The following is a 25,279-nucleotide window of genomic DNA, read 5'->3' as shown; positions in this document are numbered from 1 at the left end:
AGTGCCGGGGGCAATGCGCCCACTCTCCTCCGAACGGTTCTTTACAACGTTGTATCCAACGCTGTACAAACGTGTGCACCGCAGTGACCTCCGTCTACTCCGAGGCAGGCCCGATGCGACACCTCCACCGCGGCGGCGTGCTCGCCGCCGTACTCACCCTGACGCTCGCCGGGGCGGCGCCCGCGCCCGCCGCCGGGCCCGACCGCTACCGCAACCCGGTCTCCGCCGGGTTCGCCGACACCTTCGCCGATCCGGTCGTGGTCCGTGGCGACGACGGCGTCTGGTACGCCTTCGGCACCTCCGACCCGCTGCGCGAGGGTGAGGGCCGGGCCCACCGGGTGCCCATCGCCCGCTCCACCGACCTGGTCGACTGGAGCTACGTGGGCGACGCGTTCAGCGCCGACCAGCGGCCCGCCTACGCCGCACCCGGCTCCGCGTTCTGGGCGCCCGACGTGCGCCGGATCGGCGGGCGCTGGGTGATGTACCTGACCGTCACCGACACCACCGTCTCCGACGACACGTTCGACACCGCCGTCGGCGTGGCCACCGCGCCGAGCCCGGCCGGCCCCTGGACGTTCGTCGACACGCCGGTGGTCGCCCCGCGCCCCGGCGCCGGCGGCGGCTACCTGTGGACCATCGACCCGAGCCAGCTCACCGGCGCCGACGGCCGCTCCTACCTCTACTACGGCAGCTACTACGGCGGCATCTCGGTCACCGAGCTGACCCCCGACGGGCTGCGCGCGGTCGGCACGTCGACACCGGTCGCGGTGGACAACAAGTTCGAGGGCGCGTACGCGCTGCACCGCGACGGCTGGTACTACCTCTTCGCCTCCACCGCGAACTGCTGCGCCGGCCCGGCCACCGGCTACTCCGTCCAGGTCGGCCGCGCCCGTGACCCGCGCGGCCCGTTCGTCGACCGCGAGGGCCAGCGCCTCGACGTCTCCCGGGCCGGCGGCACGCCGGTACTGACCCAGAACGGCAACCGGTGGATCGGCACCGGCCACAACGCGGTGCTCACCGACCTGTCCGGGCAGGACTGGATCGCCTACCACGCGATCGACCGGGCCGACCCCTACCTGGACGAGCCGTTCGGCGTCAACGAGCGGCCGATGCTGCTGGACCGCCTCGACTGGATCGACGGATGGCCCACCGTGAACGCCGGCGCCGGCCCCTCCGACGGCACCCGTCCCGCGCCGGTCACCAGCGGTCGCGTCGACGCCCGCTTCGACACCGCCGACCTGCGCGACTGGCGGACCGGGTCCGGCTCCTGGCGGGCCGCCGGCGGCGTGCTGACCGGCACCGGGACGCTCACCTCGCGTACCAGCCCCGGCGGCGACCGGCGGGTCGAGACCGACCTGCGGCTGACCGGCGCGACCACGGCCGGACTGCGGCTCGGCACGGTGGACGTCCGGGTCGGCGCCGGCCGGCTGACCGCCGGGACCGCCGGCGTGCCGCTGCCCGCCGGCACCGACCTGCGCAACCGGCACAACCTCGCCGTGGAGGTACGCGGCCGGCAGCTCGTCGCCACGCTCAGCCCGTCCCGGCTCGGCGACCCGGTCGCCCGGGTGTCGATGCGGCTCCCCCGGCCGGCGAACGGCCCATTGGCGCTGCGCGCCGAGGGCGGACCGGCCGAGTTCGACAACGTCAGCGCCGCCCGCCTGTACCGCCCGGTGCGGCACGAGGTCGCCCCGCCCCGGGTCGGCCCGGTGCTGCGCGACCACTCCGACGAGTTCTCGGGCGGCCTCGACCCGGCCTGGCGGTGGGTGCGCCAGGACCCGGCCGCGACCGTGTCCGGCGGCGCGCTCCGCTGGCCGGTCCAGGACGCCGACCTCTCCGGCACCGCCAACACCGCCGGGGTGCTGCTGCGCGACGCGCCGGCCGGTGACTACGTGGCGGAGACCAGGGTGACGCTCGACCTGGGCGAGGAGACGGTCCGCAACTACCAGCAGGCCGGCCTCGTCGCGTACGTCGACGACGACCGGTTCGCCCGGCTGAGCCAGGTGGCCATCTGGAACACCCGGCAGGTCGAGTTCGGCTACGAGCTGCCCTTCGCCGGCCAGCCCGTCTACGGCGGCAGCATCGTCGGCACCCCGGGGACCACGACCTGGCTGCGGCTGGCCCACCACGTCGACCGGGTCACCGGCGAGCACGAGTTCCGCGCCGGCTCCAGCCGGGACGGGACGCACTGGACGTGGGGCGCGGTGTGGACCTTCCCGGCCGACACCACGCCGCGGATCGGCCTGGTCGCCCACGGCGGCGCGACGCCGGCGGTGACGGCGGAGTTCGACTACCTCCGCTTCCACCGCTGACCGCGTCCGGGGCCGCCCCACCACCGGGGCGGCCCCGGCTCAGCCGCCGGGGCGCGGGCAGGTGGCGGTCAGCTCGGTGACGGTGCGGGTGTCGCCGTCGTAGCTGCGGGCGGCCACGAACTCCCCGCCCGGGCGGTCCGCGCCGGCGACCGCCCGGGCGCGGCGGCGGTCCGCCCCCCGGAAACGCAACGCCAGGCTCAGGTGCGGCACCCAGCGACCGGGCAGGTGCCACGGGTGCGGGCCGGACGCCTCGGCGAGCACGTCCCAGACCGCGCCGTGCAGCGCGACGAGCTGCGGCGCCGGACGGACCAGCCAGACCAGCGGCGCGCTGCCGTCGAGGACCGCCAGCCGGTCGAGCCGGACGGGCAGCGGCAACGCGGCGTCGCAGAGGTCGGCGAGGCGCTGCTCGGCGCCGGGCGGGAAGTCGTCGACCGAGGCGAGCGTCAGGTGCGGCCGGTTGGTCGGGTGCGTGTTGCGGGCGAGGCTGGGCAGGCCGGCGGCGGCGAGCCGGCTCCAGGCTGCCCGCACCGTGGCGTCCAGCTCGGGTGAGCAGAGCAGTTCCACCGTCCGCACGGGATCAGGCTAGTCCCCGGCGGACGGCGGGGACGTCCGGTACCCGGTTGCCGACCGCCCGGGTCAGAGCCAGCCGGCCTCGCGGGCCCGCCGGACCGCCCCGGCCCGGTCGACGGCGCCGAGTTTCTGCACGCAGGCGCTCAGGTGGTTGCGGACGGTCCCGGCGGCGAGGTGGGTCCGGCGGGCGATCACCGCGACCGGGGTGCCCAGTTCCGCCAGTCGCAGCGTCTCCAGCTCGCGCGGGGTCAACGGGCACTCGGGCAACGTCAACGCGTCGGCGGCGAGCGCCGGGTCGACGTAGCGCGCGCCGGAGTGCACCCGGCGGATCACGTCGGCCAGCGCGCCGCCGGGAGCGCCCTTGGCGAGGAACCCGCGCGCTCCGGCCGCCAGCGCCGGCCGGAGCTGGGCGGGCCGGCCGTGACCGGTGAGGATCACCGGGGCGCACCCGGGCAGCAGGCGGGTCAGTTCGGCGGCGACCGCCACGCCGTCGGGCGGCGGCATCTCCAGGTCCAGCACGGCGACGTCCGGGCGGTGGGCCAGCGCGGCGGTCAGGGCGGCCCGCCCGTCGGCGGCGTGCGCCACCACCTCGATGTCCGGTTCCAGGTCGAGCAACGCGGCCAGCGCGAGCCGGATCAGCTCCTCGTCGTCGGCCAGCAGCACCCGGATCACGGCGTCACCGGCACGGTCGCCACCAGGCTGAACACGCCGTCCTCGGTGGAGGTCCGGACGCGGCCCCCGGAGGGGGCGAGCCGGTCGGCGAGGCCGCGGAGGCCACCGCTGAAGGCGTCCGGGCCGGGGCCACGGACGCCGTCGTTGCGTACGGTCAGCGTCACCAGCCCATCGTCGCGGGTGATCTCGATCCGGCACCAGCCGGCCCGGCTGTGCCGCAGCACGTTCGTGCCGGCCTCGCGCAGCACGGCGGCCAGGTCGGCGGCGACCGGGGCGGGCAGCACACCGACCGGCGGGTCGACCGTGCAGCGCACCCCGCTGGAGCGCAGCACCTCCCCCACCGCCGCCGCCTGCTCGGCCAGGTCGACGGCGCGGTAGCCGTGCACGGCGGCGCGGACCCGGGTCAACGCCGACACGGCGAGCCGACGTGCCTCGGCCGCCTCCCGGCCGGCGCGGGCGCCGTCCACCGACGCCAGCCGCTCGGCCAGCTCGGCCTTCAGCGCGATCACGGTGAGATCGTGGCCGAGCAGGTCGTGCACGTCGCGGGCGAACCGCAGCCGCTCCTCGGTCGCGGCGAGCCGCGCCCCGGCCGCCTGCCCCTGCCGGGCCTCGACCAGCAGGTCCCAGAACCACACCTGGACCCAGGTGAGCAGCGCGATCCCGGCGCCCACCCCGCCGGTGACCAGCAGCGCCGTGGGCAGCGGTCCGCCGGTCGCCACGGTGACCCCGGCCGCGGCGGTGAACACCCCGGCCGCCGCGGCCACCGCCACCGCCGGCCGGAACAGCAACGGCGTCATGCCGACCAGCGACGCGCCCAGCCACGCCCAGGTCGGCCAGGCGCCGGCCGCCACCGGGCCGACCAGCGGCAGGCTGAGCAGCGCGGCCACCGCCAGCCCGAGGTGCCGGCGGCGCCGGGCCGGGGCGGCGAGCCAGGGCGTCACCGCCGCGTGCAGCACCGCCACCTGGGCCACCGTGAAGCCGAGCAACCCCACCACGCCGAGCACCGCCCGCACCGGGTCCGGCTCCCGGAGCAGGCCGACGGCGGGCAGCAGCACCGTGGTCCACCCGTTCGTGCCCAGCGAGAGCAGGGTGACGCGCCGGGCCCGGCGCAGCCGGTGGTCCGCCGGATCGACAGTCATGCCCGCCGATCCTAGGGGTGGCACGCCGGCACCCGACCCGGCGATCGGCACCGCGGGCCCGTGCCAGCTCAGTGACGTAGAAAGAAAAATGCTAAGACAGTTTCCGGGTCAACTGTTGTGGCAGCAAAAGCAATTCACCTTCCTCCGGGTGCATTTCCCGGGATCGGATGATACGAATAAGAGCGGGGAACGGAATTCGCGTTACCCGGCCGCTCGGCACACCGCCGGCCCGGCGATCCATCACCGGGAAGCGGCTTGACCAGCGCTGATGCGAAACATACGAACGCCGGACGCTTCCACCCCACCCTGCACCCCGACGCCGGAACAATTGCCGGTGTCCCACCTCGCGTGGGACGAGAAAGAGGAAGAGGAAATGTCGCGAGTCACCCGCAACATGATTCGTTCGCTGTTCGCCGCCGGATGCGCGGCCGGCCTGGTCGCGGTGGCCGCGCCGCCGGCCAGCGCCGCGACCTACACCGGATACCTTCAGGGCACCTGCGCACAGGCCTCGGGCAGCGCCTACCGGCTCCAGATGAAGATCCCGGTGAACGAGCTCAACGTGCCGGTCGTCTACGCCAACGGCAGCACCGGCACGGTCAGCGCCACCACCGCCTTCATGACCATGAACGTCGAGTGGTGCTCGAACGGCAGCGCGGTCACCTACGCCAAGATCGTGTCCAGCAACGCGGACCGGACCAGCGGCGGCGTCACCACCAACCTCGAACGGAAGAGCTACACCAAGTCGGGCACGCCGCCCACCGCCGTCGGCGGGCCGTACACCCTCGGCACGGCGGCCACCTGGGGGCGCAACTTCTCCGGCACCGTCAGCGGACAGCCGTTCGGCGTCGGCGGATCGCTGACGTTCACACCGGCGAACTTCACCTCGACCATGACGGTCAAGGTGTACCCGAGCGACGCCCGGGTCGAGTGCACCGGCACCGCGGTCGGCCACCCGGAGTTCTGCTCCCTCAACTACTGATCCGAACAGCCCGTACGGCGACGCTCCTCCGCACCGGTCGGGAGCGTCGCCGCACGGCCGCGTCCATGTCTCAGGTCACGACCGACCCGTGCGTTCCGCACGGTTTCCCGATGACGGACGCGCCTGGCCCGGTGCGTCCCGCGCCGGCAGGGTCGGGGCATGACGGAGATGACGGTGGGCGTACCCCGGCGGTGGGCCGGCTGGACGCGGGCCCGGCACCTGGCCGGGATGGTCGTGGCGATGGTGGCCGGCATGGTGGTGCTCGGCCCGCTGTGGCGGATCGGCGGGGAACTGCTGGGCGGCGCGGGCGTGCTCGCCCGGCCGGACGTGGACGCGCTGCTGATGGCCACGAACATGGCAGTGGGCATGGTCGCCTGGATGTGGTACCGGGGCGACGGGTGGCCCGCCGCCGGGGAGATGAGCGCGGCCATGTACGTGCCGTTCCTGCTCCTCCTCCCGGCCTGGTGGGCGGGGTGGGTCGGGGACGACGTGCTGCTGCTCGGCGGTCACCTGCTGATGCTGCCGGCGATGGCGCTGGTGGCGCTGCGGCACCGGCACCCGGCGACCGCGCCGCCCCGCCGGCACCCGGTGGTGGCGGCGGTGGCGCGTCGCTGGCCGGTCGGCCTGGCGCTGCTGATGACCGTCGACATGTGGTTCGCCCCGGGCGTGGTGTCGCCGTGGTCGCTGCTCGTGCTGCCGGCCGGCTACCTGGTCATCGGCGCGTGGCGACGGCAACTCGGCGACCGGTGGCAGCTCACGGTCCAACTCGTCGGGCTGGCCGTCTGGGGCGGCCTGGCGGCGGCGGCGCTGGCCGCGCCGGTCCACGTCGCCGGCACGCTTGTCGGCCTGGGCTGGCTCGGACACGCCGGCTGGGACCTGTGGCACCACCGCTCCGACCGGGTGGTGCCGCGCGGGTACGCGGAGTGGTGCGTGGCGCTCGACGTGGTGGTGGGGGTGACCACCCTGCTGGCCGTCGCGGCGGGGTGAGCCGGCCGCAGCACCGGGCCCGGACGGGGTCGCGCGTGGCGCGGCGAACGTTTGCGCCGGTCGCCGCGACCCGCGCCCGGCGGTGATGAAAGGCTTGCCGCATGAGCGCCGCACCGACCCCGACCGAGCCCACCACCCCCGCCATCGCCGAGGACACCGCCGCCTTCGCGGATCTCGGGCTGCGCGCCGAACTGCTGGGCGCGCTGTCCGCCCTCGGCTACGAGGAGCCCACGCCGATCCAGAGCGAGGCCATCCCGCCGCTGCTGGCCGGCCGGGACCTGCTCGGGCAGGCGGCGACCGGCACCGGCAAGACCGCCGCGTTCGCGCTGCCGCTGCTACAGCGGATGCCCACGCCGCGCCCGGACGGCGACCCGGTGTCGCTGGTGCTGGTGCCGACGCGGGAGCTGGCGGTGCAGGTCTCCGAGGCGTTCCACCGCTACGGCAAGGATCTGGGCGCCCGGGTGCTGCCGATCTACGGCGGCCAGCCGATCGGCCGGCAGCTCCGCGCGCTCGACCACGGGGTGGACGTGGTGGTCGCCACGCCCGGGCGCGCGCTCGACCACATCGCCCGGGGCACGCTGCGGCTCGGCTCGCTGACCACCGTGGTGCTGGACGAGGCGGACGAGATGCTCGACATGGGCTTCGCCGAGGACATCGAGGCGATCCTGGAGCACGCCCCCGAGGGCCGGCAGACGGTGCTCTTCTCGGCCACCATGCCGGCCCGCATCGACGGGCTGGCCCGGCAGCACCTGACCGACCCGGTGCGGATCCGGATCGAACGCGAACGCCAGGTGGCCGGCGAGGCGCCGCGGGTACGGCAGAGCGCCTACATCGTGGCGCGGGCGCACAAGCCGGCCGCGCTGGGCCGGGTGCTGGACGTCGAGTCGCCCACCGCGGCGATCGTGTTCTGCCGCAGCCGGGAGGAGGTGGACCGGCTCACCGAGACGATGAACGGTCGGGGCTACCGGGCCGAGGCGCTGCACGGCGGGATGAGCCAGGAGCAGCGGGACCGGGTGATGGGCCGGCTGCGCTCCGGCACCGCGGACCTGCTGGTCGCCACCGACGTGGCGGCCCGCGGGCTGGACGTCGAGCAGCTCACCCACGTGGTGAACTACGACGTCCCGTCCGCGCCGGAGTCGTACGTGCACCGGATCGGCCGGGTGGGCCGGGCCGGCCGGGAGGGCGTGGCGATCACGCTCGCCGAGCCGCGCGAGCACCGGATGCTGAAGACGATCGAGCGGGTCACCGGCCAGCGGATCACGGTGGACAAGATCCCGACGGTGGCCGACCTGCGGACCCGGCGGTTCGAGCTGACCCAGGCCGCGGTGCGCGAGTCGGTGCTCGAGGACGACCTGGAGCCGTTCCGGGCGGTCGTCGAGTCGCTGACCGACGAGTTCGACCTGATGGAGGTCGCGCTCGCCGCGGTGCGGTTGGCGCACGAGGCCACGCTGCCCGGCACCGCCGACGAGGAGGAGATCCCTCAGGTCTCGGTCCGCCCGAACCGGGAGGGCCGGCCCGGCGCCGAGGGTCGGGACCGCCGGGCCGGCGGCCGGTCCCGCGCCGCCGGCACGGCCCAGGTCTTCATCGGGTTGGGCCGCCGGGCCGGGGTACGACCGCAGGACCTGGTCGGCGCGATCACCGGGGAGACCGGGGTGAGCGGGCGGGACATCGGCTCGATCGAGATCGCCGACCGGTTCTCCCTGGTGGAGGTGCCGCAGGGCATGGCCGACGAGGTGATCCAGGGCCTGCGGGGCAGCACCATCAAGGGTCGCAAGGCCACCGTCCGGCGGGACCGGGACGGTGAGGGCGACGGTGGCGGTGAGCGTCGCTTCGACCCCCGGGACCGGCGCGACCGCCGGTAGCCGGCCCGACGATGGTTGCCTCCTGCGTTCCGCACCACGAACCCCCGCCGCCCGGCGGGCGACGGGGGTTCGACGGGGCCGGTCAGGCCGCGGTGAGCGGCTGGCCGCCGAGGCTCTGGGCGTCGACCTCGGCCGGACGCAGCGCCAGCGCGAGCACGTCCGCCACGTCGGCGAGGGTGTGCACGGTCAGCGCCTCGCGCACCTCGGCCGGCAGGTCGTCCAGGTCCGGCTCGTTGCGCTTCGGGATGATCACCTCGGTGAGGCCGGCCCGGTGCGCGGCGAGCAGCTTCTGCTTCACGCCGCCGATGGACAGCACCCGGCCGGAGAGCGTCACCTCGCCGGTCATCCCGAACTCGGGCCGCACCGGCCGGCCGGTGACCAGGGACGCCAGCGCGGTGACCATGGTGATGCCGGCGCTGGGACCGTCCTTCGGCACCGCGCCCGCCGGGAAGTGCACGTGGATCCGCCGCCCGGCGAGGGCGTTCGGGTCGATGCCGAGGCGTCGTCCGTTGGAGCGCAGGTAGGACAGCGCGATGTGCGCCGACTCCTTCATCACGTCCCCGAGCTGACCGGTGAGGGTCAGGCCCGGCTCGCCCTCCATGCTGGTCGCCTCGATGAAGAGCACGTCCCCACCGGCGCCGGTGACGGCCAGGCCGGTGGCCACGCCGGGCACCGCCGTACGTTCGGCGGACTCCGGGGTGAACTTGGGCCGACCCAGGTAGCGGGCCAGGTTGGCGGTGTCGACGCGGACCGGCGCCGGGTCGGACGCCAACGCCACGGTCACCTTGCGCAGGATCTTCGCCAGGGCCCGTTCGAGCTGCCGGACGCCGGCCTCCCGGGTGTACTCCCCGGCGACCAGCGCCAGCGCCTCGTCGGCGACGGTCACCTCGTCGGCGGTCAGCCCGGCCCGCTCCTGCTGCCGGGGCAGCAGGTGGTCCCGGGCGATGGCCACCTTCTCGTCCTCGGTGTAGCCGTCCAGCGTGACCAGCTCCATCCGGTCCAGCAGCGGGCCGGGGATGTTCTCCACCACGTTGGCGGTGGCCAGGAAGAGCACGTCGGACAGGTCGAGGTCGACCTCGAGGTAGTGGTCACGGAAGGTGTGGTTCTGCGCCGGGTCGAGCACCTCCAGCAGCGCCGCCGCCGGGTCGCCGGAGTAGCCGACGGCCAGCTTGTCGACCTCGTCGAGCAGCACGACCGGGTTCATCGAGCCGGCCTCACGCAGCGCCCGCACGATGCGGCCGGGCAGCGCGCCGACGTAGGTGCGCCGGTGGCCCCGGATCTCGGCCTCGTCCCGCACCCCGCCCAGCGAGACCCGGACGAAGGTGCGACCCAGCGCCCGGGCCACCGACTCGCCCAGGCTGGTCTTGCCGACGCCGGGCGGGCCGGCCAGGGCGAGCACCGCGCCGGAGCCGCGTCCGCCGACCACGCCGAGGTTGCGCTCCGCGCGGCGGTTGCGCACCGCGAGGTATTCCAGGATGCGGTCCTTCACGTCGGCCAGGCCGGCGTGGTCCGCGTCGAGCACCGCCCGGGCCGCGGCCAGGTCAGTGTTGTCCTCGGTACGCGTGCTCCACGGCATCTCCAGGACCGTGTCCAGCCAGGTACGGATCCAGCCCGCCTCGGGCGAGGCGTCGCTGGCCCGCTCCAGCTTGCCGACCTCGCGCAGGGCCGCCTCGCGGACCTTGTCCGGCAGGTCGGCGGACTCGACCCGGGCCCGGTAGTCGGCGGAGCCGTCCGGCTCGTCCTCGCCGAGTTCCTTGCGGATCGCGGCGAGCTGTTGCCGGAGCAGGAACTCCCGCTGGGACTTCTCCAGCCCCTCCCGGACATCGGTGTTGATCTGCTCGGTGACCTCCTGCTCGGCCAGGTGCTCCTTCACCCAGCCGACCAGCAGCTCCAGCCGGGCGGTGACGTCCGGCGCGGCGAGCAGCTCGGTCTTCTGCGCCAGGCTGAGCCAGGGCGCGTAGCCGGCCGAGTCGGCCAGCTCGGAGAGTTCGGTCATCCGCTCCATGGCGTCGATGACCTGCCAGGCGCCGCGCTGCTGAAGCACCGAGGTCATCAGCGCGCGGTACTCGCGGGCCAGTTCCCGGGCCCGGCCGGCCGGCGCGGGTTCGTCGAGGGTCGTCGCCTCGACCCAGAGCGCCGCGCCCGGGCCGGGCACGCCGGAGCCGATGCGGGCGCGGGCGATGCCGCGCACCACGGCTGCCGGTTCGCCGCTGGGCAGTCGGCCCACCTTCTCGAGGGTGGCGACCACGCCGACCGAGCCGTACTCGCCGTCGATGCGGGGCACCGCCAGCAGCGTCTTGTCGCCGGTGGCGCGGGCGGCGTCGACAGCGGCCTGGGTGGTCGGGTCGAGGGTCACCGGGACGACCATCCCGGGCAGCAGGACGGCGTCGGTCAGGGGAAGTACCGGAAGAGTTGCCATCGAACACCTGCCATCAGTTGGTTGAGCGTGTCTGACTCAAGTAACAAACCGTGCACCTTGTTCCAGCTTGTGACCCAGGCCACGTCCGCCCCCTCCGGCCCTATTGGCGGTCCATCGTTTCCCCCGACCCGCCGAATGGAAAGTGTCGGGTATTGTTGCGGAATTACCGCCAGGTAGGTCAAACTCTTAGCCACACCCCGCCCGACACAGGGAGTAATGGCGATGGCAAGGAAAGTAATCACCGTTCTGACGGACGACCTCGACGGCGGAAAGGCCGATCGGACCGTCGAGTTCAGCCTGGACGGCGTGGCCTACACGATCGACGTCTCCGACGAGAACGCGGGCGTCCTGCGTAAAGCGCTGGACCCGTACATCAACGCTGGCCGGCGCATCGGCCGCGGACCAGTCGACGCCGGCCGCGCGGCGCGGCGCGTCACCCGGCCGAGCACCTCGGGAATGGACCGCGAGCAGAACCGCGCGATCCGCGAATGGGCCGCCAAGAACGGCTACGAGATTTCCGAGCGCGGGCGCATCCCGGTCTCCGTCGTGGAGGCGTACAAGAGCCGCTGAGGCTCCCGGTTCACGGTCGGGCGCCACGGGGTCACGCTGGGAATCAGCGGGGCCCCGACCGGCTTTTTTGGTCGACAATTTTCAGCCGGCTCGATCGACTCGGCAGCAACTTTCTCGGCGCGCACCGCGCGGTGCGTGACCCTGCCGCACCCCGCCTTTCGCGCTGACCGCAGCGACGACCCGGCCGATGCGCGGTCCGCCCCCGGGTCCCGTCGCCGGCGCCCGGGGGCCGCCGGACGGGGCGGGCGGACGGACAGCGCCGCCGCGGGCTTCCGCGACGGGCGGCGAGCCACCGGCCGCACACCGGAGCGACGGCACCGACGACTCAGCCCGGAAGTCCGACCGGCGACTCCGCCGCGACCGACTCCCCCGCGAGACGGCCGGAGCCGCCCGGGCGTACCCGGGCGGCTCCGGCCGTCGGCGTGCGGGTCAGTTGACCTGGATGCGCACCACGTCGATGGCGGGGGTCTGGTTCGCCCGCTCCATCATCGGGATCCGGTGCGAGCCGTCGCCGGCCCAGACCGAGCACTGGGCCAGGCCCGAGTCCGGCAGACCCGGAATCTGGATCAGCACGTCGTCCGGCTGGGACCCGCCCCGGCCGTCCTCGGTGGCGACGAAGAAGGCCGGCACGTCCTGCGGGTTCGGGGGCTGGCGGGTGCTGCCGAGCATCCGGCACGCGGTGTGGAAGTGACCGCGGACCAGACCCTGGTCGTTGAGCAGCGAACTCTCCAGGTAGTAGCCACCCTGCCCGGCGGCGAGGAAGCGGTCCCGCACCAGGTTCCTCGTCGTGACCCGGAGCGTGAACGGCTGGTTGCGCTGCACCTGGTTGGGGAACTGCGTGATGAGCAGCGACGGGTTGTTCGCCGCGGCGCCGACCTCACCGAACGCGGTGCTCACGCAACGGTTGCCGTTCTGGAAGCCGTTGTGCGCCTCCAACTTGCTGTTGGCGCAGTCCTTGGCCAGCACGTTCAGGCCGTTGTTGCCGCCGTTGTTCTGGCCGCCGCCGTTGTTGTTCCCGCCGTTCTGGCCACCGTTGTTGTTGCCACCGTTCTGGCCACCGGTGTTGCCGCCGTTGTTGGCCCCGCCGGTGTTGCCGCCGTTCTGCGCGTTGTCGGTCAGCGCGCACGGGGCGAGCTTGTCCAGACCCTGCGGACGCTGGCCGCCCCGCCCGATGGCGGTGGCGATCCGGTTCAACGTCGCGGTCCGCTTGTCGGCGAGCGGCCGGAGGATCGCGTTGTTGATGAAGTCGCCGCCGTTGCGACCGTCCGCCGCGAGGCGTCGGTTCGCCTCGGCGATCTGGTTGTCCAGCAGGGCCAGGTTGCGGTCCACCTCGGCGCGCGCCCGGGCGGGCACCTGCGGCAGCTTGCTCTTCACGTCCGGGCAGGTCACGGTCGGGGTGCCGGCGCCGGCGCCGCCCCCCTTGGTCTGCTGGCACTCGGCCGCCGACATCTGGCCGTCACCCCAGTGGTTGCGGACCCAGCGACCGTTCTGCCAGGTCCGGGTGGTGCTGCCCTGGCCGCCCGGCGCGGTCGCGCCCGCACTCGGGGCCACGCAGGACGCCGAGGCCGCGCGGGTGGTCGTCCGCCGGTCCTGGGCGGACGAGATCTGGGTGACGGCGACGATGCCGCCGAAGACCGCAAGCGTGCCGACCACGGCCAGCATCCGCTTGCTCCGCGCGTTACCGGATGACCGGCGCGCCCGTGTGGACCTGCGCATCGAATTGTTCTCCTTCTCGATCCGGTAGTTGACTGGTGATCCCGGCGGAATTCTTCGGGGTGAGATCACTGCGACGTCGGAGCCGCGCGTCAATGGCCGACGGTGCCCTTTCCGCACCGTCTCCGCGCCGTCCGGGCGCGGCGGAAGATCTGCGTCCATTCCCGCTTAGGTACGGAGCGCCGACGGCGAAGGTTCAACCGGGGATCAGAAAAAAATCGGCGGGCCGGCCGGTGGCCGGAGCGGCCGGTCAGTCGACGCAGAGATGGTCGAAGGCGAAGCCGCCGTCGAAGGACTCCCGCCGGTCGGCGAGGCGCCGCACCTGCTCGCGCAGTTCGGTCCGGTCCGTCAGGGACGCCTCGTCGGCGGCCGGGTCACGCAGCTTCTCCCCCAACGCCGTGGCGGCCAGGTCCTCGGCGAGCCGACCCGGATCGACCCCGCAGGAGAAGCCGCGGGACGTCAGTCGCACCCGCTCCACCCGGCAGCGACCGGGCCGCACCTCGACCCAGCTCCAGCCCTCGGCCGGGCCACCGGTCCACCGCACGTGCAGGCCACGCACGATCGGGTCGGCCAGCCGGCCCGCCACGTACGCCTGGACCGCGGCGGCGCGGGCCACCGCGCCGAGGTCGTTGACCGGGCCGCGTCGGCCGTCCGGCAACCGGCCCACGATGTCGCGGAACCCGACCGCCTCCCCGCCGTCCGAGCCGGTGCCGGCCGCGTAGGCGCGGGCGTCGAGCACGTACTCGACGAACCGGCGAACCTGCTCGCCGCCGAGCGTCGGTGACTCGACGCGCAGCAGCGGCAGGCCCACGGCGTCGCAGACCGCGTCGGTCAGCCGCTCGGCCCGGCGGGCCGGCGAACCGTCCGGCGCGGGCGCGGCGAACCGGACGGCGAACCGTGGCCGACCGGTGTCGGCGGCGCACACCACCAGGTCGAGGCCGGCCCGGCCGGCGGTGCTCCACTGGCTGCCGGTGACACCGGGCGGCCGGCCCTGGACCAGTTCACCGAGGCGCCGGTCGGCGTACCCGACGTGGCCGGCGCGGGCCAGCCGCGCCGGCGTGGCGGTCGGGATCGGCCGCAGCCAGGAGGCGGCCACACTGCCGGTGCTGGTCATCTCGCACAATCCGTCCGTCGCTCGGTCGACGTCCGAGTGTATGGCGTCGATCATGGCGATCGCCTCGGCGGTGCGGCGGAATCCGGGTACCCGTCGGGCGGTGCGCCGTCGGGGTCGGCCCTCTAGGCTCGGCGGGTGCACAGCGGACGGACCCCGGAGCGATTCACCAAACGCAGCCTCGTCGCCGTATCCCACGCCATCGAACGAGCGGCGCTGGCCGAGGCGGAGGACGGCCCGCTCGTCGTGTTCGCGCTGTTCCAGCGGCTGCCGTACTTCGCCCGGGAGCGGGAGATCTACCGGCGGATCGCCGGCCGGGCCGCCGCGACGGTGGTCGCCATGGTCGGCGGCCCGCCGCCGGACCTGCCCGACCGGGTGTACGGGGTGGCGTTGGACGAGGCGGAGGAGTTGGCGCGGGAGTGGAGCGTGGTGGCGCTGACCCCACGCTTCGGCGGCACGCTGGTGGCGTACGACCGGGCCGAGGTCGCGCCCGCGCCGACGCTGGAGGCCGGTCGGCTCTTCGACGGTCGCTGGGGGTTCCGCCGCGACGCGGCGCTGCACGAGGTCATCCGGCTGCGCGAACAGCTCGCCGAGCGGCTGCCCGGCCCGGCCCGAACCGCGCTGGACGAGGCGGTCGCCCGGGTACGGGACATCCCGGCCGCGCCGGGCGAGTCCCGGGCCGAGGCGGCGCTCCGGCTGCTGGCCCGGCGCGGCGACCGGAACGCGCGACCGGCCGAGCCGACGGACGGGATGCTCGACGAGCCCGCCCTGCGCCGGTGGACCGGCACGGACGGGGTGACCGCCTCCGGCACGCTGCCGGTGGCGCTGGTCGGCCTGCGGGTCGACGAGCCGGCCGGCGCACCGGAACGCTTCGGCCGACGCAGCACCGCCCGGGAGGGCCAGGCCGTGCTCGGCGCGGTCACCGGCGTGCTGCGGCCGGTGGACCGGGCGGTACGCGTCGCCGACAACGAGTTCCACCTCGTCCTGCCCGCGCTCTCCGAACCGGAGGCGTTGGCCGTGGTGGGCCGGCTGCACGAGGCGATCTCGGCGCTGGCGCGGTCGTACCCGTTCGTCGCGTACACGATGCACGCCGCGGTCGCGGTGACCACCCGACGGCCGCTGCCGACGGACGACCTGCGGGCCGCCGTGGAGTGGGCGGTGCGGGAGGGGGTGCCGGTGGCCGGTCTGCCGCCGGAGCCCGCCCCGGCCGGCGCCCGCTGACCGGTCGTCCGCCCACCACTGTCACGCCACGGGCGCCGGGACGAGGGGAGCACGTCGTGCGGGTGGTGTCGCTGGTGCCGTCGCTGACCGAGGCGGTCGCGGCGACCCGGCCGGAGGCGCTGGTCGGCGCGACGGACTGGTGCACGCACCCGGCCGGGCTGGACGTCGCCCGCGTCGGCGGGACGAAGTATCCCGACCTGGATCGCGTCCTCGCCCTCGCGCCCGATCTGGTGCTGCTCAACGAGGAGGAGAACCGGCTGGCCGACGCGGAGGCGCTGCGCGCGGCCGGGGTGCCGGTGCGGGTCACCTTCCCGCGTACCGTGCCGGAGGCGCTCGACCAGCTCGGCGCGCTGGTCGGGGCGCTCGGCGTGTCGGTCGAACCGTCCTGGCTGCGGGCGGCCCGCCGGGCGTGGGCCGCGCCGCCCGTCCCCGAGCACGTCCCGACCGCGGTGGTGCCGGTGTGGCGCCGCCCGTGGGTGGTGCTGGGCCGGGACACGTTCGCCGGGGACGTGCTGCGTCGGCTCGGCGTGGCCAACGCCTGGGCCGACGACCCCGAACGCTATCCCCGCCCGACGCTCGACGCGCTGCGCGCCCGGTCGCCGGAGCTGGTGGTGCTGCCGGACGAGCCGTACCGGTTCACCGCCGACGACGGACCGGAGGCGTTCCCCGGGGTGCCGGCGGCGCTGGTCTCCGGCCGGCACCTCACCTGGTACGGCCCGTCACTGGCCGAGGCGCCGGCACTGCTCGCCGCGCAGCTCGCCACGCCGGCTTGAGGCGGCGACCCGGTCAGGCGATCGGGGTGGCGTGCACCGGGTCCAGCTCCCTCAGCGTGGTGTCGTCCACGTCGTACCCGACGGCGTTGTGCACCGCGACCACGCCGGCGACCTGACCGGCCAGCCGGCCGGCGAGTTCGACGGCGCTGCGTCGGTCCAGCCGTCCGTCCAGGGCGACCTCTCCGCCGCGGACCTGGACCGTGAACAGGCCGTCCCGGACGGCGAGCACCCGACGCAGCACCTCCTGCACCACGTCCTCGCGGATCTCCGCGTCGGAGCGCAGGTGCACCCGGAGCAGGTCGCCGCGGGTCACGATGCCGGCCAGCCGGCCAAGGTCGTCGAGGACCGGCAGCCGCTTGACCGCCTCCCGGTCCATCAGCCGGGCCGTGGCCGGCAGCGACGCCCGCCCGTGGGTGGTGACCGCCGGCGCGGTAATCAGGTCCCGGGCCACCAGCGCGCCCGCCTTCTCCCGCGCGGCCCGCCGGCGCCGCCCCTCGAACACCCGGCGTTCCTCGATGCGGCCGGACCACTCCACCTTGTGCAGCAGATCCGCCTCGGAGATCACGCCGAGCACCCGGTGGAACGAGTCCACCACCGGCACCCCGCTGACCCGCTCCCGCACCAGCACGTCCACCACGTCCCGGTACGGCGTCTCCGCGTCCACCGTCGCGACGTCCCTGGTCATCACGTCGGCCACCTGCCATGTCCTCATCACGACCTCCTCGCACCGGGTCCCTCACCGGCGACGCTAGGCGGCCCACGGACGGCGCGGCAGGGGCGGCGGACCGGTCGCGGACGGGTCGACCGGACCGGGTCGGGACGGGACCAAGGACCCGGTCCTCAGGGCCCCGACGGCCCTGCTCCGGATCACCGCGCGGGAGTGGAATGGAACTGCCACCGGGAAGCGCGGTGCGAGGCACAGAAGGGACGTGGACACCATGACCGCGACAATCGAGCGGACCCCCGCCGACACCATCGCCCCGGCGGTCGAGACCCCCCGCCAGAAGGCCACCCGGTTCGTCTGGGCCGGGCTGCGGATCGCCCTGGGCTGGATCTTCCTCTGGGCGTTCCTGGACAAGATGTTCGGCCTCGGCCACGAGACCCCGGCGAAGAACGCCTGGATCAACGGTGGCAGCCCGACCAAGGGCTTCCTCGGCTTCGGCGTGGCCGGCCCGTTCGAGGGCGTCTACCACGACATCGCCGGCGCGGCCTGGGCGGACTGGCTGTTCATGCTCGGCCTGCTCGGCATCGGCGTGGCCCTGCTGCTCGGCATCGGCATCCGGATCGCCGCCGTCGCCGGTGGGCTGCTCCTGGTGCTGATGTGGACGGCGGTGCTGCCCCCGGAGAACAACCCCGTCATGGACGACCACCTCATCTACGCGGGCCTGCTCGCCGGCCTGGCCCTGGTCGGCGCCGGCAACACCCTCGGCCTCGGCCGGGCCTGGGCGAAGCTCCCCCTGGTCCAGCGCCTCCCCTGGCTGAGGTGAGCGCAGGTCGCCCCCGGGGCGGGCGTCGCCGGCAGGCGGCGCCCGCCCCGTCGTGCGCCCGGCTCCGCCCCGCCGACGCGTCCCGGGTGGGGGGACCGGCGCGTATCGGCCGGTCGCGATCCGGCAGGATCGACGGTGACCACACCGTCAGCACCGAGGAGACCCGCTCATGGAGAAGCCCGAGGTTGGCCCGATCGAGGGCGCGCCGCCCGCCGATCTCGTCGTCGAGGACCTCACGGTCGGCGACGGCCCGGAGGCGCACGCCGGCCAGCTCGCCAGCGTGCACTACGTGGGCGTGGCCCACTCCACCGGCCGCGAGTTCGACGCGTCGTGGAACCGGGGCGAGACGTTCGAGTTCCCGCTCGGCGGCGGCCAGGTCATCGCCGGCTGGGACCAGGGCGTGATCGGCATGAAGGTGGGCGGCCGGCGGCGGCTCACCATCCCGCCGCACCTGGGCTACGGCGCCCGGGGCGCCGGCGGCGTCATCAAGCCGAACGAGACGCTGGTATTCGTGGTGGACCTGCTCGGCGTGCGCTGAGCCCCTCCACCGGCCGCCGGGCCGTCGGCGCGATGCCGGCGGCCCGGTCCCGTGGTCAGGCCGCGGCGCAGGTCAGCAGCTCCCGCGCGGGGCCCGACTCGCGCACCGGCACGACCCGGTGCAGGCCGGTCACCCGCAGCACCCGGGCGACCACCGGCGCGGGATCGACGAGCACCAGCTCGCCACCGCGCGCCCGGACGCGCAGGTGCGCGGCGGCCAGGGTGCGCACCCCGGCGGCGGAGAGCAGCCGTACGCCGGACAGGTCGACCCGCACCACCGGCCGCGCTGGCGCGGCCCACAACGCGGCCCGGAACGCCGCCACGGTGGCGATGTCGATCTCGCCGACCGGACGCAGCTCGACCACGTGGTCGAGCACCTCCGTCGCCACCTCGAAGCGGTCGTCTGTCATGCCCCAAACCTACCCTCGCCCACCGACAGTTTCCGCTGCTCGGCCCCGGGGTTCCGGGGTGCGCCCGGGTGCCGACCCCGAGCCGTCTCAGGGTCATCCCGCAGCCGCCCGCCGGCCGGGTCGAGCGGCCCGCGGCAGCGCCCCCGACCACCGTGGGGCGGACCGGCGGGCCGGACACGCCGCGACGGACTCCCCCGCGTCGCGTCGGCCGGGTCACAATGAGCCGATGGTCGTTCCCCGCCCGCGCGTCCCCCTGCTGATCCGCCCGGTCCGTGAGCCGGCCACCGTGCCGCCGCCGCTGGCCGGGGCCTGGGCCGCCACCGACACCCGGCTGGACCGGGCCGACCTGCTGCCGCTGCCCGAGGGCGGGCACGGCCCGGAGGACGTGGTGATCGACGCCGAGGGGCGGGCGGTCAGCGGCGACGAGGACGGCCGGCTCTGGTGGTGGCCGGCCGACGCGCCGGCCGGCACCCGCCCGACGCTGCTCGCCGAGACCGGCGGCCGGCCGCTCGGCATCGAGCTGGACCCGGTCGACGGCGGGCTGCTGGTCTGCGACGCGTACCGGGGGCTGCTGCGGGTCGACCCGGCCGGGGCGGTGCACGAGCTGACCGGCACCGCGCCGCCGGTGCATCTGGCCGACAACGCCGCGGTCGCCCGGGACGGCACCGTGTTCTTCACCGACTCGTCCGACCGCTTCCCGCTCTCGCACTGGAAACGGGACCTGCTGGAGCACCGGCCCAACGGGCGGGTACTGGCGTACGACAGGCGCACCGGACGCACCGACGTGGTGGCCGACGGGCTCTACTTCCCCAACGGGCTGGCGCTCACCCCGGACGAGTCGGCGCTGATGCTGGTCGAGACCGCCACCCACCGGCTGCTGCGGGTGGAGTTGCCGACCGGGCGGGCCACCGTGCTGACCGACCTGCCGGCGTATCCGGACAACGTCTCCGCCGTCGGCGACGGGATGTACTGGATCGCGCTGCCCAGCCCCCGACTGCCGATCATGGAACGGTTGCTGCCCCACCCCCGGGTCCGGCAGCTCGTCGCGCTGCTGCCCGGCGCGGTGCAGCCGCAGCCGCGCCGCTACGGTCTGGTCGCGCTCGTCGACGGCGCCGGGCGGGTGCTGCGGACGCTGCACGGCTCCGGCGGCGCGTACCCGATGGTGACCGGCGTCCGGCAGCACGGCCGGCAGCTCTGGCTGGGCAGCCTGACCGCGACCGGCGTGGCCCGCGTCGACCTGGACTGAGGTCGACGTGGGCCGGCCCGCGCGGACGCGGGCCGGCCCGTGGCCGTTCCTCCCCTGGTTCAGCCGCCGCTGTTGCTCGCCGACGGGGTGGGCGCGGGCGACGACCCGCCGGCCACCGCACCCGGGTGCGGCGTCGGGCTCCGCGTGGGCTTCAACCCCGCCGGTACGGGCAGCGCGCTGCCCTTGGCGAACTCGTCCCAGCTCACGTTCCAGGCGGTGAAGCCGTTGCCCTGCTGGAGCTGCACCTCGGTGCCCTTGACGGTCACCAGGTCACCGACCTGCGTGACGCCCATCAGCCAGTCCGCGCCGGCGGCGGACACGTTGGTGCAGCCGTGCGAGGTGTTGTTGTAGCCCTGCTCCCCCTCCGACCACGGCGCCGAGTGGATGAACTCGCCGCCCCAGGTCAGCCGCTGGGCGTCGTCCACGTCGACCACGTAGCCGCCGTCCGGCTCGCCGCGGGTGTCGAACGTGGTGTGCTCGTGCTTCTCCATGATCACCATGGTGCCGCTGGAACTCGGCGTGCTCGGCTTGCCGAGGCTGACCGGCAACTTCCTGAGCACCTTGCCGTCCTGGTAGACGGTCATCTGCTTGGTGGTGTTGTCGATGTCGAGCGACACCTGCCGGCCCACCCTGGCGGTGGCCACCCGGTCGGTGTCACCCACCGCGTCCGTCCCGATCGGCAACCCCTCCAGCGCGCTGCGCACGCTGATCCGGGTGCCGGGCTGCCAGCGGTCCGGCGCCCGGTACTCGGCCTGCTTGCCGTCCGCCATCCACGACCAGGTGCCCGGCTGCGGCGGGTCCGTCCTGACGAACAGCCGGCGCTGCACGTCCGCCCGCGCCTGTTCCGGAATGGGCGGATCGAAACCGAGAACCACCGGCATCGCCGTTCCGTACGTCTGTTTGTCCTGGAGATACAATTCGCTGGTGACGGCCGGTTTGGTGGATTTGGCCATCGTCGTGAACGTCGTCTTCCGCGTCGTGGTCTTCCCGGAATCGCCGCTCACGGTCACCTCGGCCGTGTACGTCCGGGAATTCGCCAGCGGGCGGTCCGGCACCCAACCGGATCCGTCCTCCCGCGCCTGGGCCGGCACCGGGCGGCCCCTGTCGTCGATCAGCTTGACGCCGGTCACCTTGCCGTTGCTGGCCCTCGTGCCCACCTCCGCGCTGATCGGCACGTCGCGGGCCCGGTCGACCGGCGTCACCGTGACCGACGGCGGGGCCGCCTCGGCCCGCTTCGCCACCGACTTCGGGCCGGCGGTGCACGCGCCGACCGCGAGTGGCGCGACCGCGACGGTCATCGCGAAAAGCGTCAGTCGCCGCCTCACAAACATATTCCGTCCCCCATTTCGGCACCCCCTCGCCCACATTCTGTAGGCCCGTCGTCACGGTGTGGCGCCTTCGGCGGAATTGCTCGTAAACGGCTGCGTGAAATGGGGCGGCGGCGGCCGGATCGGGAGTCGGCGGGCCCGACGACCGGTATCGCCCGTCCCGGGCGTCGCGCTCCCCTGCGGACGGCCGCAGCCCCGGGACAGGGGCTGCGGCCGTCGGGGTCAGACGTTGGCGATCAGCACGGCGGGGCGTTCGACACAGTCGGCCACGTGGCGCAGGAACCCGCCGGCCACGCCGCCGTCGCAGACCCGGTGGTCGAAGGTGAGGCTGAGCTGGGTCACCTTCCGGACCGCCAACTGCCCGTCGACCACCCAGGGCTTGTCCACGATCCGGCCGACGCCGAGCAGCGCCGCCTCCGGGTGGTTGATGATCGGCGTCGAGCCGTCCACCCCGAACACGCCGTAGTTGTTGAGCGTGAACGTCCCGCCGGTCAGCCGGGCCGGGGGCAGCGTGCCGGCGCGGGCCGCCGCCGTGGTCTCGGCCAGCGCGGCGGCCAGCTCGCCGGTGGTGAGCCGCTGGGCGTCGCGGAGCACCGGCACGACCAGGCCCCGGTCGGTCTGCGCGGCGATGCCCAGGTGCACGCCGGCGGACTGCACGATCCGCTGCCCCTCGGTGTCGACGCGCGCGTTGAGCTGCGGATACCTCCGCAGGCCGCTCAGGCAGACGCGGGCCAGCAGAGCCAGGATGCTCACCGGCGTGTCCGGGGTGGCGGCGTTGATCGCGGCCCGGGTCTCCAGCAGCCCGGTGGCGTCCACGTCGACCCAGATGGTCACCTCGGGGATCTCCCGGCGGCTGCGGGAGAGCTTGTCGGCGATCGCCTTACGGATGCCGGTGAGCGGGACGACCACGTCGCCGTCGCCGGCCGGGACGAGCCCGACGTGCGCGTCCGGCGCGTCCGGCACGGCCGCCAGCCGGGCGGTCGGCGCGGCCAGCGCCGTCTCCACGTCCGCCCGACGGATCACGCCGCCCGGCCCGGTGCCGCGCACCGACGCCAGATCGATCCCCTGCTCCCTGGCCAGCCGCCGCACGATCGGCGAGATGACCAGCGGCGCCGAGGCCCGATCACCGGTCCGCGCCGGATCGGGCGTCCGGTCCGCCGACGCGGTCGAGCCGGCCGGGACCGACGAGCCGGCCACCGCCTCCGGGTCGGTCCGGGCCGGCGAGCCGGCCGCGAGCGCGGGACCGGGCTCCGCCGGGGCGGGTGCGCCGGGTTCGGGGGCGAGCGCCAGGCGGGGTCGGCGACGCCGCCGGCCCGCACCGCCGTGCCCGGTGCCGTAGCCGATCAGGACGTTGCCGGAGCCGGCCCGCTCCTCCTCGCGGTAGGTGGCGTGTGGGTCGGGGGCGTCGCCGCCGTCGAGCGGCGCGATGGTGATAAGCGGCTGGCCGACCGGGCGGACCTCACCCGCCGCGCCGTGCAGCGCGACGACCCGGCCGGCGTACGGGCAGGGCACGTCGACCACGGCCTTGGCGGTCTCCACCTCGACCACGCTCTGGTCCACGGTGACCACGTCGCCGACCGCGACCCGCCACTCGACGATCTCCGCCTCGCTGAGCCCCTCACCCAGGTCGGGCAGGAGGAAGTCACGGGTCCCCACGGTGGCGGTCACGCCGTGCTTGCCGGGCAAGCCCTCACGGCCCTCGCTCCGCTCGGTGCGTTCGCTCATGCGGCTGCCCACCGGGTGTCGGGCTGGTCGTCCCACTGCAACCGGGCCACGGTGTCCAGCACCCGGTCCACCGAGGGCAGGTGGGTGTGCTCCAGCATCGGCGCCGGGTAGGGGATGTCCAGCCCGGACACCCGCAGCACCGGCGCGTGCAACGCGTGGAAGCAGCGCTCCTGCACCCGGGCGGCGATCTCGGCGCCGACCCCGGCGAAGCCCTGCGCCTCCTGGATCACCACGCAGCGGCCGGTACGGCGCACCGACGCGGTGACCGTGGCGTCGTCGAACGGCACGATGCTGCGCACGTCGACCACCTCCAGGTCCCAGCCCTCCTCGCGGGCCGCCTCGGCGGCGGCCAGCGCCACCGGCACCGCCGGCCCGTACGCGACGAGCGTCGCGTCGGTGCCCGGCCGGCGCACCACGGCGGTGCCGATCGGCGCGGTACGCGCCGGCAGCTCCGCCTCGCCGCTGGAGAAGTAGAGCTTCTTCGGCTCCAGGAACACCACCGGGTCCGGGTCGTCGATCGCGGCGCGCAACAGCGAGTACGCGTCGTCGACGGTGGCCGGGGTGACCACCTTCAGGCCGGGGGTGTGCGCGTAGTACGCCTCGGACGAGTCGCAGTGGTGCTCCACGCCGCCGATGCCGCCGGCGTACGGGACCCGGATGACGATCGGCACGCTGAGCGCGCCCCGGGTGCGGTTGCGCAGCTTCGCCACGTGCGAGGCGATCTGCTCGAACGCCGGGTACGCGAACGCGTCGAACTGCATCTCCACCACCGGCCGCAGCCCCGACATGGCCAGGCCGACCGCGAAACCGACGATGCCGGCCTCGGCGAGCGGGGTGTCGAAGCAGCGCTTGTCGCCGAAGCGGGCCTGCAACCCGTCGGTGATCCGGAAGACGCCGCCGAGCTGGCCGACGTCCTCGCCGAAGACGAGCACCCGCTCGTCGTCGAGCAGCGCGTCGGCGAGCGCGGCGTTGAGCGCCTTCGCCATGGTCACGGTGGCCATCAGGCGTCCCCCTCCTCGTCGCGGGCCGCGGCCAGCTCGGCCCGGACCAGTTCCCGCTGCTCGACGAGCTGCGGCGTCGGCTCGGCGTAGACGTGCTCGAAGAGGCTGAGCGGGTCCACCGTCGGCTGCTCGTCCATCCGGCGGCGCAGCGTGGCGGCGTACGCCTCGGCCTCCTCGGCGACCGCCGCGACCGCGGCGTCGTCGAGCACGCCCCGGGCCCGCAGGTACGCCTCCAGCCGGGCGATCGGGTCGCGGTCGCGCCACGCCTCGACCTCGTCGGCGTCCCGGTAGCGGGTCTGGTCGTCGGCGTTGGTGTGCGGCTCCATCCGGTAGGTGTGCGCCTCGATCAGGTACGGGCCCTTGCCGGCGCGGGCGTGCGCGACGGCCCGGTTGAGCACCGCCAGCACGGCCACCGGGTCGTTGCCGTCGACCTGCTCGCTGGGCACGCCGTAGCCGACGCCCTTGTACGCCAGGCTCGGCGCGGCGGTCTGCCGGGACAGCGGCACGCTGATCGCGTACTTGTTGTTCTGCACCAGGAAGACGACCGGGGCCTTGAACACGGCCGCGAAGTTGATCCCCTCGTGGAAGTCGCCCTCGCTGGTGGCGCCGTCGCCGATGAACGTCAGCGCCACGGTGTCCCGGCCCTGGTACGACTCGCCGTAGGCGAGACCGGCGGCGTGCACGCACTGGGTGGCCAGCGGCGTGCACTGCGGCGCGGTGCGGGTGACGGCCGGGTCGTAGCCGCAGTGCCAGTCGCCGCGCAGCAGGGTGAGCACCTCGACCGGGTCGAGGCCGCGCGCGGTCAGCGCCATCGACTCCCGGTAGGTGGGGAAGACCCAGTCGGAGTCGCGCAGCGCGAGCACGCCGCCCACCTGGCAGGCCTCCTGGCCACGGGCGGACGGGTAGACGGCGAGTCGCCCCTGCTTGGTCAGCGCGGTGGCCTGGGTGTCGAAGCGGCGGCCGACGACCATCCGCCGGTACATCTCGCGCAGCGTCTCGACCGGCGGCTCCGGATAGTCGTCGCGAGCCGGCAGCGCGGTGCCGTCCGGGTTCAGCAGCCGAACCGGCTCGGGCTGCGGCAGCAGGCCGGCCGACGGGTCGGGGACGGCCGGGGTGGCCGGCCGGCGGGTGCGCGGGGATGCCCTGCGGACCGCCTGGGGTGTGGTCGTCACGGCGGGGACCTCCTGGACGTGTGGTGGACCTATGCTCCTGCCCATGGA

The 25,279-nt window shown here is 74.7% G+C and carries 22 protein-coding genes; 10 read left to right on the top strand and 12 right to left on the bottom strand.

All coding sequences use genetic code 11. The annotated features are described in order from the left end of the window. Positions 1-113 precede the first annotated feature (113 nt). Entirely contained in the window at positions 114-2,309 is a 2,196-nt protein-coding gene (locus tag ACZ6O5_RS02930; RefSeq protein ID WP_465974192.1) for a glycoside hydrolase family 43 protein, read from the top strand. A 39-nt stretch (positions 2,310-2,348) separates the two neighbouring features. Here the strand turns inward: ACZ6O5_RS02930 and ACZ6O5_RS02925 are convergent, their stop codons facing one another. From ACZ6O5_RS02925 to ACZ6O5_RS02915, 3 genes are all read right to left on the bottom strand, one after another. Continuing rightward, a complete protein-coding gene (locus ACZ6O5_RS02925) occupies positions 2,349-2,882 on the bottom strand; it encodes a 2'-5' RNA ligase family protein (protein WP_465974191.1) in 534 nt (177 codons plus the stop codon). A gap of 63 nt (positions 2,883-2,945) precedes the next feature. After that, complete coding sequence (locus tag ACZ6O5_RS02920) at positions 2,946-3,551, bottom strand: response regulator (protein WP_465974190.1); 606 nt, start codon at positions 3,549-3,551, stop codon at positions 2,946-2,948. Next, complete coding sequence (locus ACZ6O5_RS02915) at positions 3,548-4,690, bottom strand: sensor histidine kinase (protein WP_465974189.1); 1,143 nt, start codon at positions 4,688-4,690, stop codon at positions 3,548-3,550. Before ACZ6O5_RS02915 ends, ACZ6O5_RS02920 begins: the two co-directional genes overlap by 4 nt. A 373-nt stretch (positions 4,691-5,063) precedes the next feature. Here ACZ6O5_RS02915 and ACZ6O5_RS02910 point away from each other — a divergent pair, with 373 nt between their 5' ends. The 3 genes from ACZ6O5_RS02910 (at position 5,064) to ACZ6O5_RS02900 (ending at position 8,518) form a co-directional block, all read left to right on the top strand. Next, a complete protein-coding gene (locus ACZ6O5_RS02910; protein WP_465974188.1) occupies positions 5,064-5,669 on the top strand; it encodes a hypothetical protein in 606 nt (201 codons plus the stop codon). Positions 5,670-5,828: 159 nt separating this feature from the next. After that, positions 5,829-6,656 carry a hypothetical protein gene (locus ACZ6O5_RS02905; protein ID WP_465974187.1) on the top strand — a complete coding sequence of 276 codons (828 nt, stop codon included), beginning with the start codon at positions 5,829-5,831 and terminating at the stop codon, positions 6,654-6,656. A gap of 101 nt (positions 6,657-6,757) precedes the next feature. After that, positions 6,758-8,518: a DEAD/DEAH box helicase gene (locus tag ACZ6O5_RS02900; protein WP_465974186.1), complete on the top strand. Its 1,761-nt coding sequence runs from the start codon at positions 6,758-6,760 to the stop codon at positions 8,516-8,518. An 82-nt stretch (positions 8,519-8,600) separates the two neighbouring features. Here ACZ6O5_RS02900 and lon read toward each other — a convergent pair whose 3' ends face one another. Beyond that, entirely contained in the window at positions 8,601-10,937 is a 2,337-nt protein-coding gene (gene lon / locus ACZ6O5_RS02895) for an endopeptidase La (RefSeq protein ID WP_465974185.1), read from the bottom strand. A 222-nt stretch (positions 10,938-11,159) separates the two neighbouring features. On the opposite strand from lon, the gene ACZ6O5_RS02890 reads away from it, so the two are divergent. Continuing rightward, positions 11,160-11,507 carry a histone-like nucleoid-structuring protein Lsr2 gene (locus ACZ6O5_RS02890; protein ID WP_425786957.1) on the top strand — a complete coding sequence of 116 codons (348 nt, stop codon included), beginning with the start codon at positions 11,160-11,162 and terminating at the stop codon, positions 11,505-11,507. Positions 11,508-11,936: 429 nt separating this feature from the next. On the opposite strand, the gene ACZ6O5_RS02885 is transcribed toward ACZ6O5_RS02890, so the two are convergent. Continuing rightward, a complete protein-coding gene (locus ACZ6O5_RS02885) occupies positions 11,937-13,223 on the bottom strand; it encodes a hypothetical protein (RefSeq protein WP_465974184.1) in 1,287 nt (428 codons plus the stop codon). Positions 13,224-13,470: 247 nt separating this feature from the next. Continuing rightward, positions 13,471-14,334: a PDDEXK family nuclease gene (locus ACZ6O5_RS02880; RefSeq protein ID WP_465974183.1), complete on the bottom strand. Its 864-nt coding sequence runs from the start codon at positions 14,332-14,334 to the stop codon at positions 13,471-13,473. A 135-nt stretch (positions 14,335-14,469) separates the two neighbouring features. Here ACZ6O5_RS02880 and ACZ6O5_RS02875 point away from each other — a divergent pair, with 135 nt between their 5' ends. Together ACZ6O5_RS02875 and ACZ6O5_RS02870 are read left to right on the top strand one after the other, a co-directional pair. Beyond that, positions 14,470-15,552 (top strand): DICT sensory domain-containing protein, encoded by a 1,083-nt coding sequence (locus ACZ6O5_RS02875; protein WP_465974182.1) that lies wholly within the window; start codon positions 14,470-14,472, stop codon positions 15,550-15,552. A gap of 56 nt (positions 15,553-15,608) precedes the next feature. Then, complete coding sequence (locus tag ACZ6O5_RS02870) at positions 15,609-16,325, top strand: helical backbone metal receptor (RefSeq protein ID WP_465974181.1); 717 nt, start codon at positions 15,609-15,611, stop codon at positions 16,323-16,325. Between the two features lie 13 nt (positions 16,326-16,338). Here the strand turns inward: ACZ6O5_RS02870 and ACZ6O5_RS02865 are convergent, their stop codons facing one another. After that, positions 16,339-17,037 (bottom strand): CBS domain-containing protein, encoded by a 699-nt coding sequence (locus tag ACZ6O5_RS02865; protein ID WP_465974180.1) that lies wholly within the window; start codon positions 17,035-17,037, stop codon positions 16,339-16,341. Between the two features lie 217 nt (positions 17,038-17,254). Here ACZ6O5_RS02865 and ACZ6O5_RS02860 point away from each other — a divergent pair, with 217 nt between their 5' ends. Further along, positions 17,255-17,812, top strand: a complete 558-nt coding sequence (locus ACZ6O5_RS02860) for a DoxX family membrane protein (RefSeq protein ID WP_281941697.1) — start codon at positions 17,255-17,257, stop codon at positions 17,810-17,812. A gap of 169 nt (positions 17,813-17,981) precedes the next feature. Beyond that, positions 17,982-18,350 (top strand): FKBP-type peptidyl-prolyl cis-trans isomerase, encoded by a 369-nt coding sequence (locus ACZ6O5_RS02855; protein ID WP_281941700.1) that lies wholly within the window; start codon positions 17,982-17,984, stop codon positions 18,348-18,350. Positions 18,351-18,405: 55 nt separating this feature from the next. On the opposite strand, the gene ACZ6O5_RS02850 is transcribed toward ACZ6O5_RS02855, so the two are convergent. Further along, positions 18,406-18,759 (bottom strand): anti-sigma factor antagonist, encoded by a 354-nt coding sequence (locus ACZ6O5_RS02850; RefSeq protein WP_357297135.1) that lies wholly within the window; start codon positions 18,757-18,759, stop codon positions 18,406-18,408. Positions 18,760-18,985: 226 nt separating this feature from the next. Here ACZ6O5_RS02850 and ACZ6O5_RS02845 point away from each other — a divergent pair, with 226 nt between their 5' ends. Further along, a complete protein-coding gene (locus tag ACZ6O5_RS02845) occupies positions 18,986-20,005 on the top strand; it encodes an SMP-30/gluconolactonase/LRE family protein (protein ID WP_465974179.1) in 1,020 nt (339 codons plus the stop codon). A 59-nt stretch (positions 20,006-20,064) separates the two neighbouring features. On the opposite strand, the gene ACZ6O5_RS02840 is transcribed toward ACZ6O5_RS02845, so the two are convergent. The 4 genes from ACZ6O5_RS02840 to pdhA form a co-directional block, all read right to left on the bottom strand. Then, positions 20,065-21,336 carry a L,D-transpeptidase gene (locus ACZ6O5_RS02840; protein ID WP_465974178.1) on the bottom strand — a complete coding sequence of 424 codons (1,272 nt, stop codon included), beginning with the start codon at positions 21,334-21,336 and terminating at the stop codon, positions 20,065-20,067. 219 nt (positions 21,337-21,555) lie between these two features. Continuing rightward, entirely contained in the window at positions 21,556-23,058 is a 1,503-nt protein-coding gene (locus tag ACZ6O5_RS02835) for a dihydrolipoamide acetyltransferase family protein (protein ID WP_465974177.1), read from the bottom strand. Further along, positions 23,055-24,059: an alpha-ketoacid dehydrogenase subunit beta gene (locus ACZ6O5_RS02830; RefSeq protein ID WP_281941706.1), complete on the bottom strand. Its 1,005-nt coding sequence runs from the start codon at positions 24,057-24,059 to the stop codon at positions 23,055-23,057. The genes ACZ6O5_RS02835 and ACZ6O5_RS02830 overlap by 4 nt, the downstream gene beginning before the upstream one ends. Further along, positions 24,059-25,264 (bottom strand): pyruvate dehydrogenase (acetyl-transferring) E1 component subunit alpha, encoded by a 1,206-nt coding sequence (gene pdhA, locus ACZ6O5_RS02825; RefSeq protein WP_405089671.1) that lies wholly within the window; start codon positions 25,262-25,264, stop codon positions 24,059-24,061. Before pdhA ends, ACZ6O5_RS02830 begins: the two co-directional genes overlap by 1 nt. Positions 25,265-25,279 lie beyond the last annotated feature (15 nt).

The sequence above is a fragment of the Micromonospora sp. NPDC049201 genome, assembly GCF_055586805.1.
The sequence above is the reverse complement of the archived record's forward strand: the minus strand, read 5'-3'. Positions and strand labels throughout refer to the sequence as shown.

What these genes read in the sequence shown, in the direction of transcription:
- ACZ6O5_RS02930 (WP_465974192.1), top strand. Translation starts at nt 114, where the DNA reads ATGCGACACCTCCACCGCGGCGGCGTGCTCGCCGCCGTACTCACCCTG.
- ACZ6O5_RS02915 (WP_465974189.1), bottom strand. Translation starts at nt 4,690, where the DNA reads ATGACTGTCGATCCGGCGGACCACCGGCTGCGCCGGGCCCGGCGCGTC.
- ACZ6O5_RS02910 (WP_465974188.1), top strand. Translation starts at nt 5,064, where the DNA reads ATGTCGCGAGTCACCCGCAACATGATTCGTTCGCTGTTCGCCGCCGGA.
- ACZ6O5_RS02905 (WP_465974187.1), top strand. Translation starts at nt 5,829, where the DNA reads ATGACGGAGATGACGGTGGGCGTACCCCGGCGGTGGGCCGGCTGGACG.
- ACZ6O5_RS02900 (WP_465974186.1), top strand. Translation starts at nt 6,758, where the DNA reads ATGAGCGCCGCACCGACCCCGACCGAGCCCACCACCCCCGCCATCGCC.
- lon (WP_465974185.1), bottom strand. Translation starts at nt 10,937, where the DNA reads ATGGCAACTCTTCCGGTACTTCCCCTGACCGACGCCGTCCTGCTGCCC.
- ACZ6O5_RS02890 (WP_425786957.1), top strand. Translation starts at nt 11,160, where the DNA reads ATGGCAAGGAAAGTAATCACCGTTCTGACGGACGACCTCGACGGCGGA.
- ACZ6O5_RS02885 (WP_465974184.1), bottom strand. Translation starts at nt 13,223, where the DNA reads ATGCGCAGGTCCACACGGGCGCGCCGGTCATCCGGTAACGCGCGGAGC.
- ACZ6O5_RS02880 (WP_465974183.1), bottom strand. Translation starts at nt 14,334, where the DNA reads ATGACCAGCACCGGCAGTGTGGCCGCCTCCTGGCTGCGGCCGATCCCG.
- ACZ6O5_RS02865 (WP_465974180.1), bottom strand. Translation starts at nt 17,037, where the DNA reads ATGAGGACATGGCAGGTGGCCGACGTGATGACCAGGGACGTCGCGACG.
- ACZ6O5_RS02855 (WP_281941700.1), top strand. Translation starts at nt 17,982, where the DNA reads ATGGAGAAGCCCGAGGTTGGCCCGATCGAGGGCGCGCCGCCCGCCGAT.
- ACZ6O5_RS02850 (WP_357297135.1), bottom strand. Translation starts at nt 18,759, where the DNA reads ATGACAGACGACCGCTTCGAGGTGGCGACGGAGGTGCTCGACCACGTG.
- ACZ6O5_RS02845 (WP_465974179.1), top strand. Translation starts at nt 18,986, where the DNA reads ATGGTCGTTCCCCGCCCGCGCGTCCCCCTGCTGATCCGCCCGGTCCGT.
- ACZ6O5_RS02840 (WP_465974178.1), bottom strand. Translation starts at nt 21,336, where the DNA reads ATGTTTGTGAGGCGGCGACTGACGCTTTTCGCGATGACCGTCGCGGTC.
- ACZ6O5_RS02835 (WP_465974177.1), bottom strand. Translation starts at nt 23,058, where the DNA reads ATGAGCGAACGCACCGAGCGGAGCGAGGGCCGTGAGGGCTTGCCCGGC.
- ACZ6O5_RS02830 (WP_281941706.1), bottom strand. Translation starts at nt 24,059, where the DNA reads ATGGCCACCGTGACCATGGCGAAGGCGCTCAACGCCGCGCTCGCCGAC.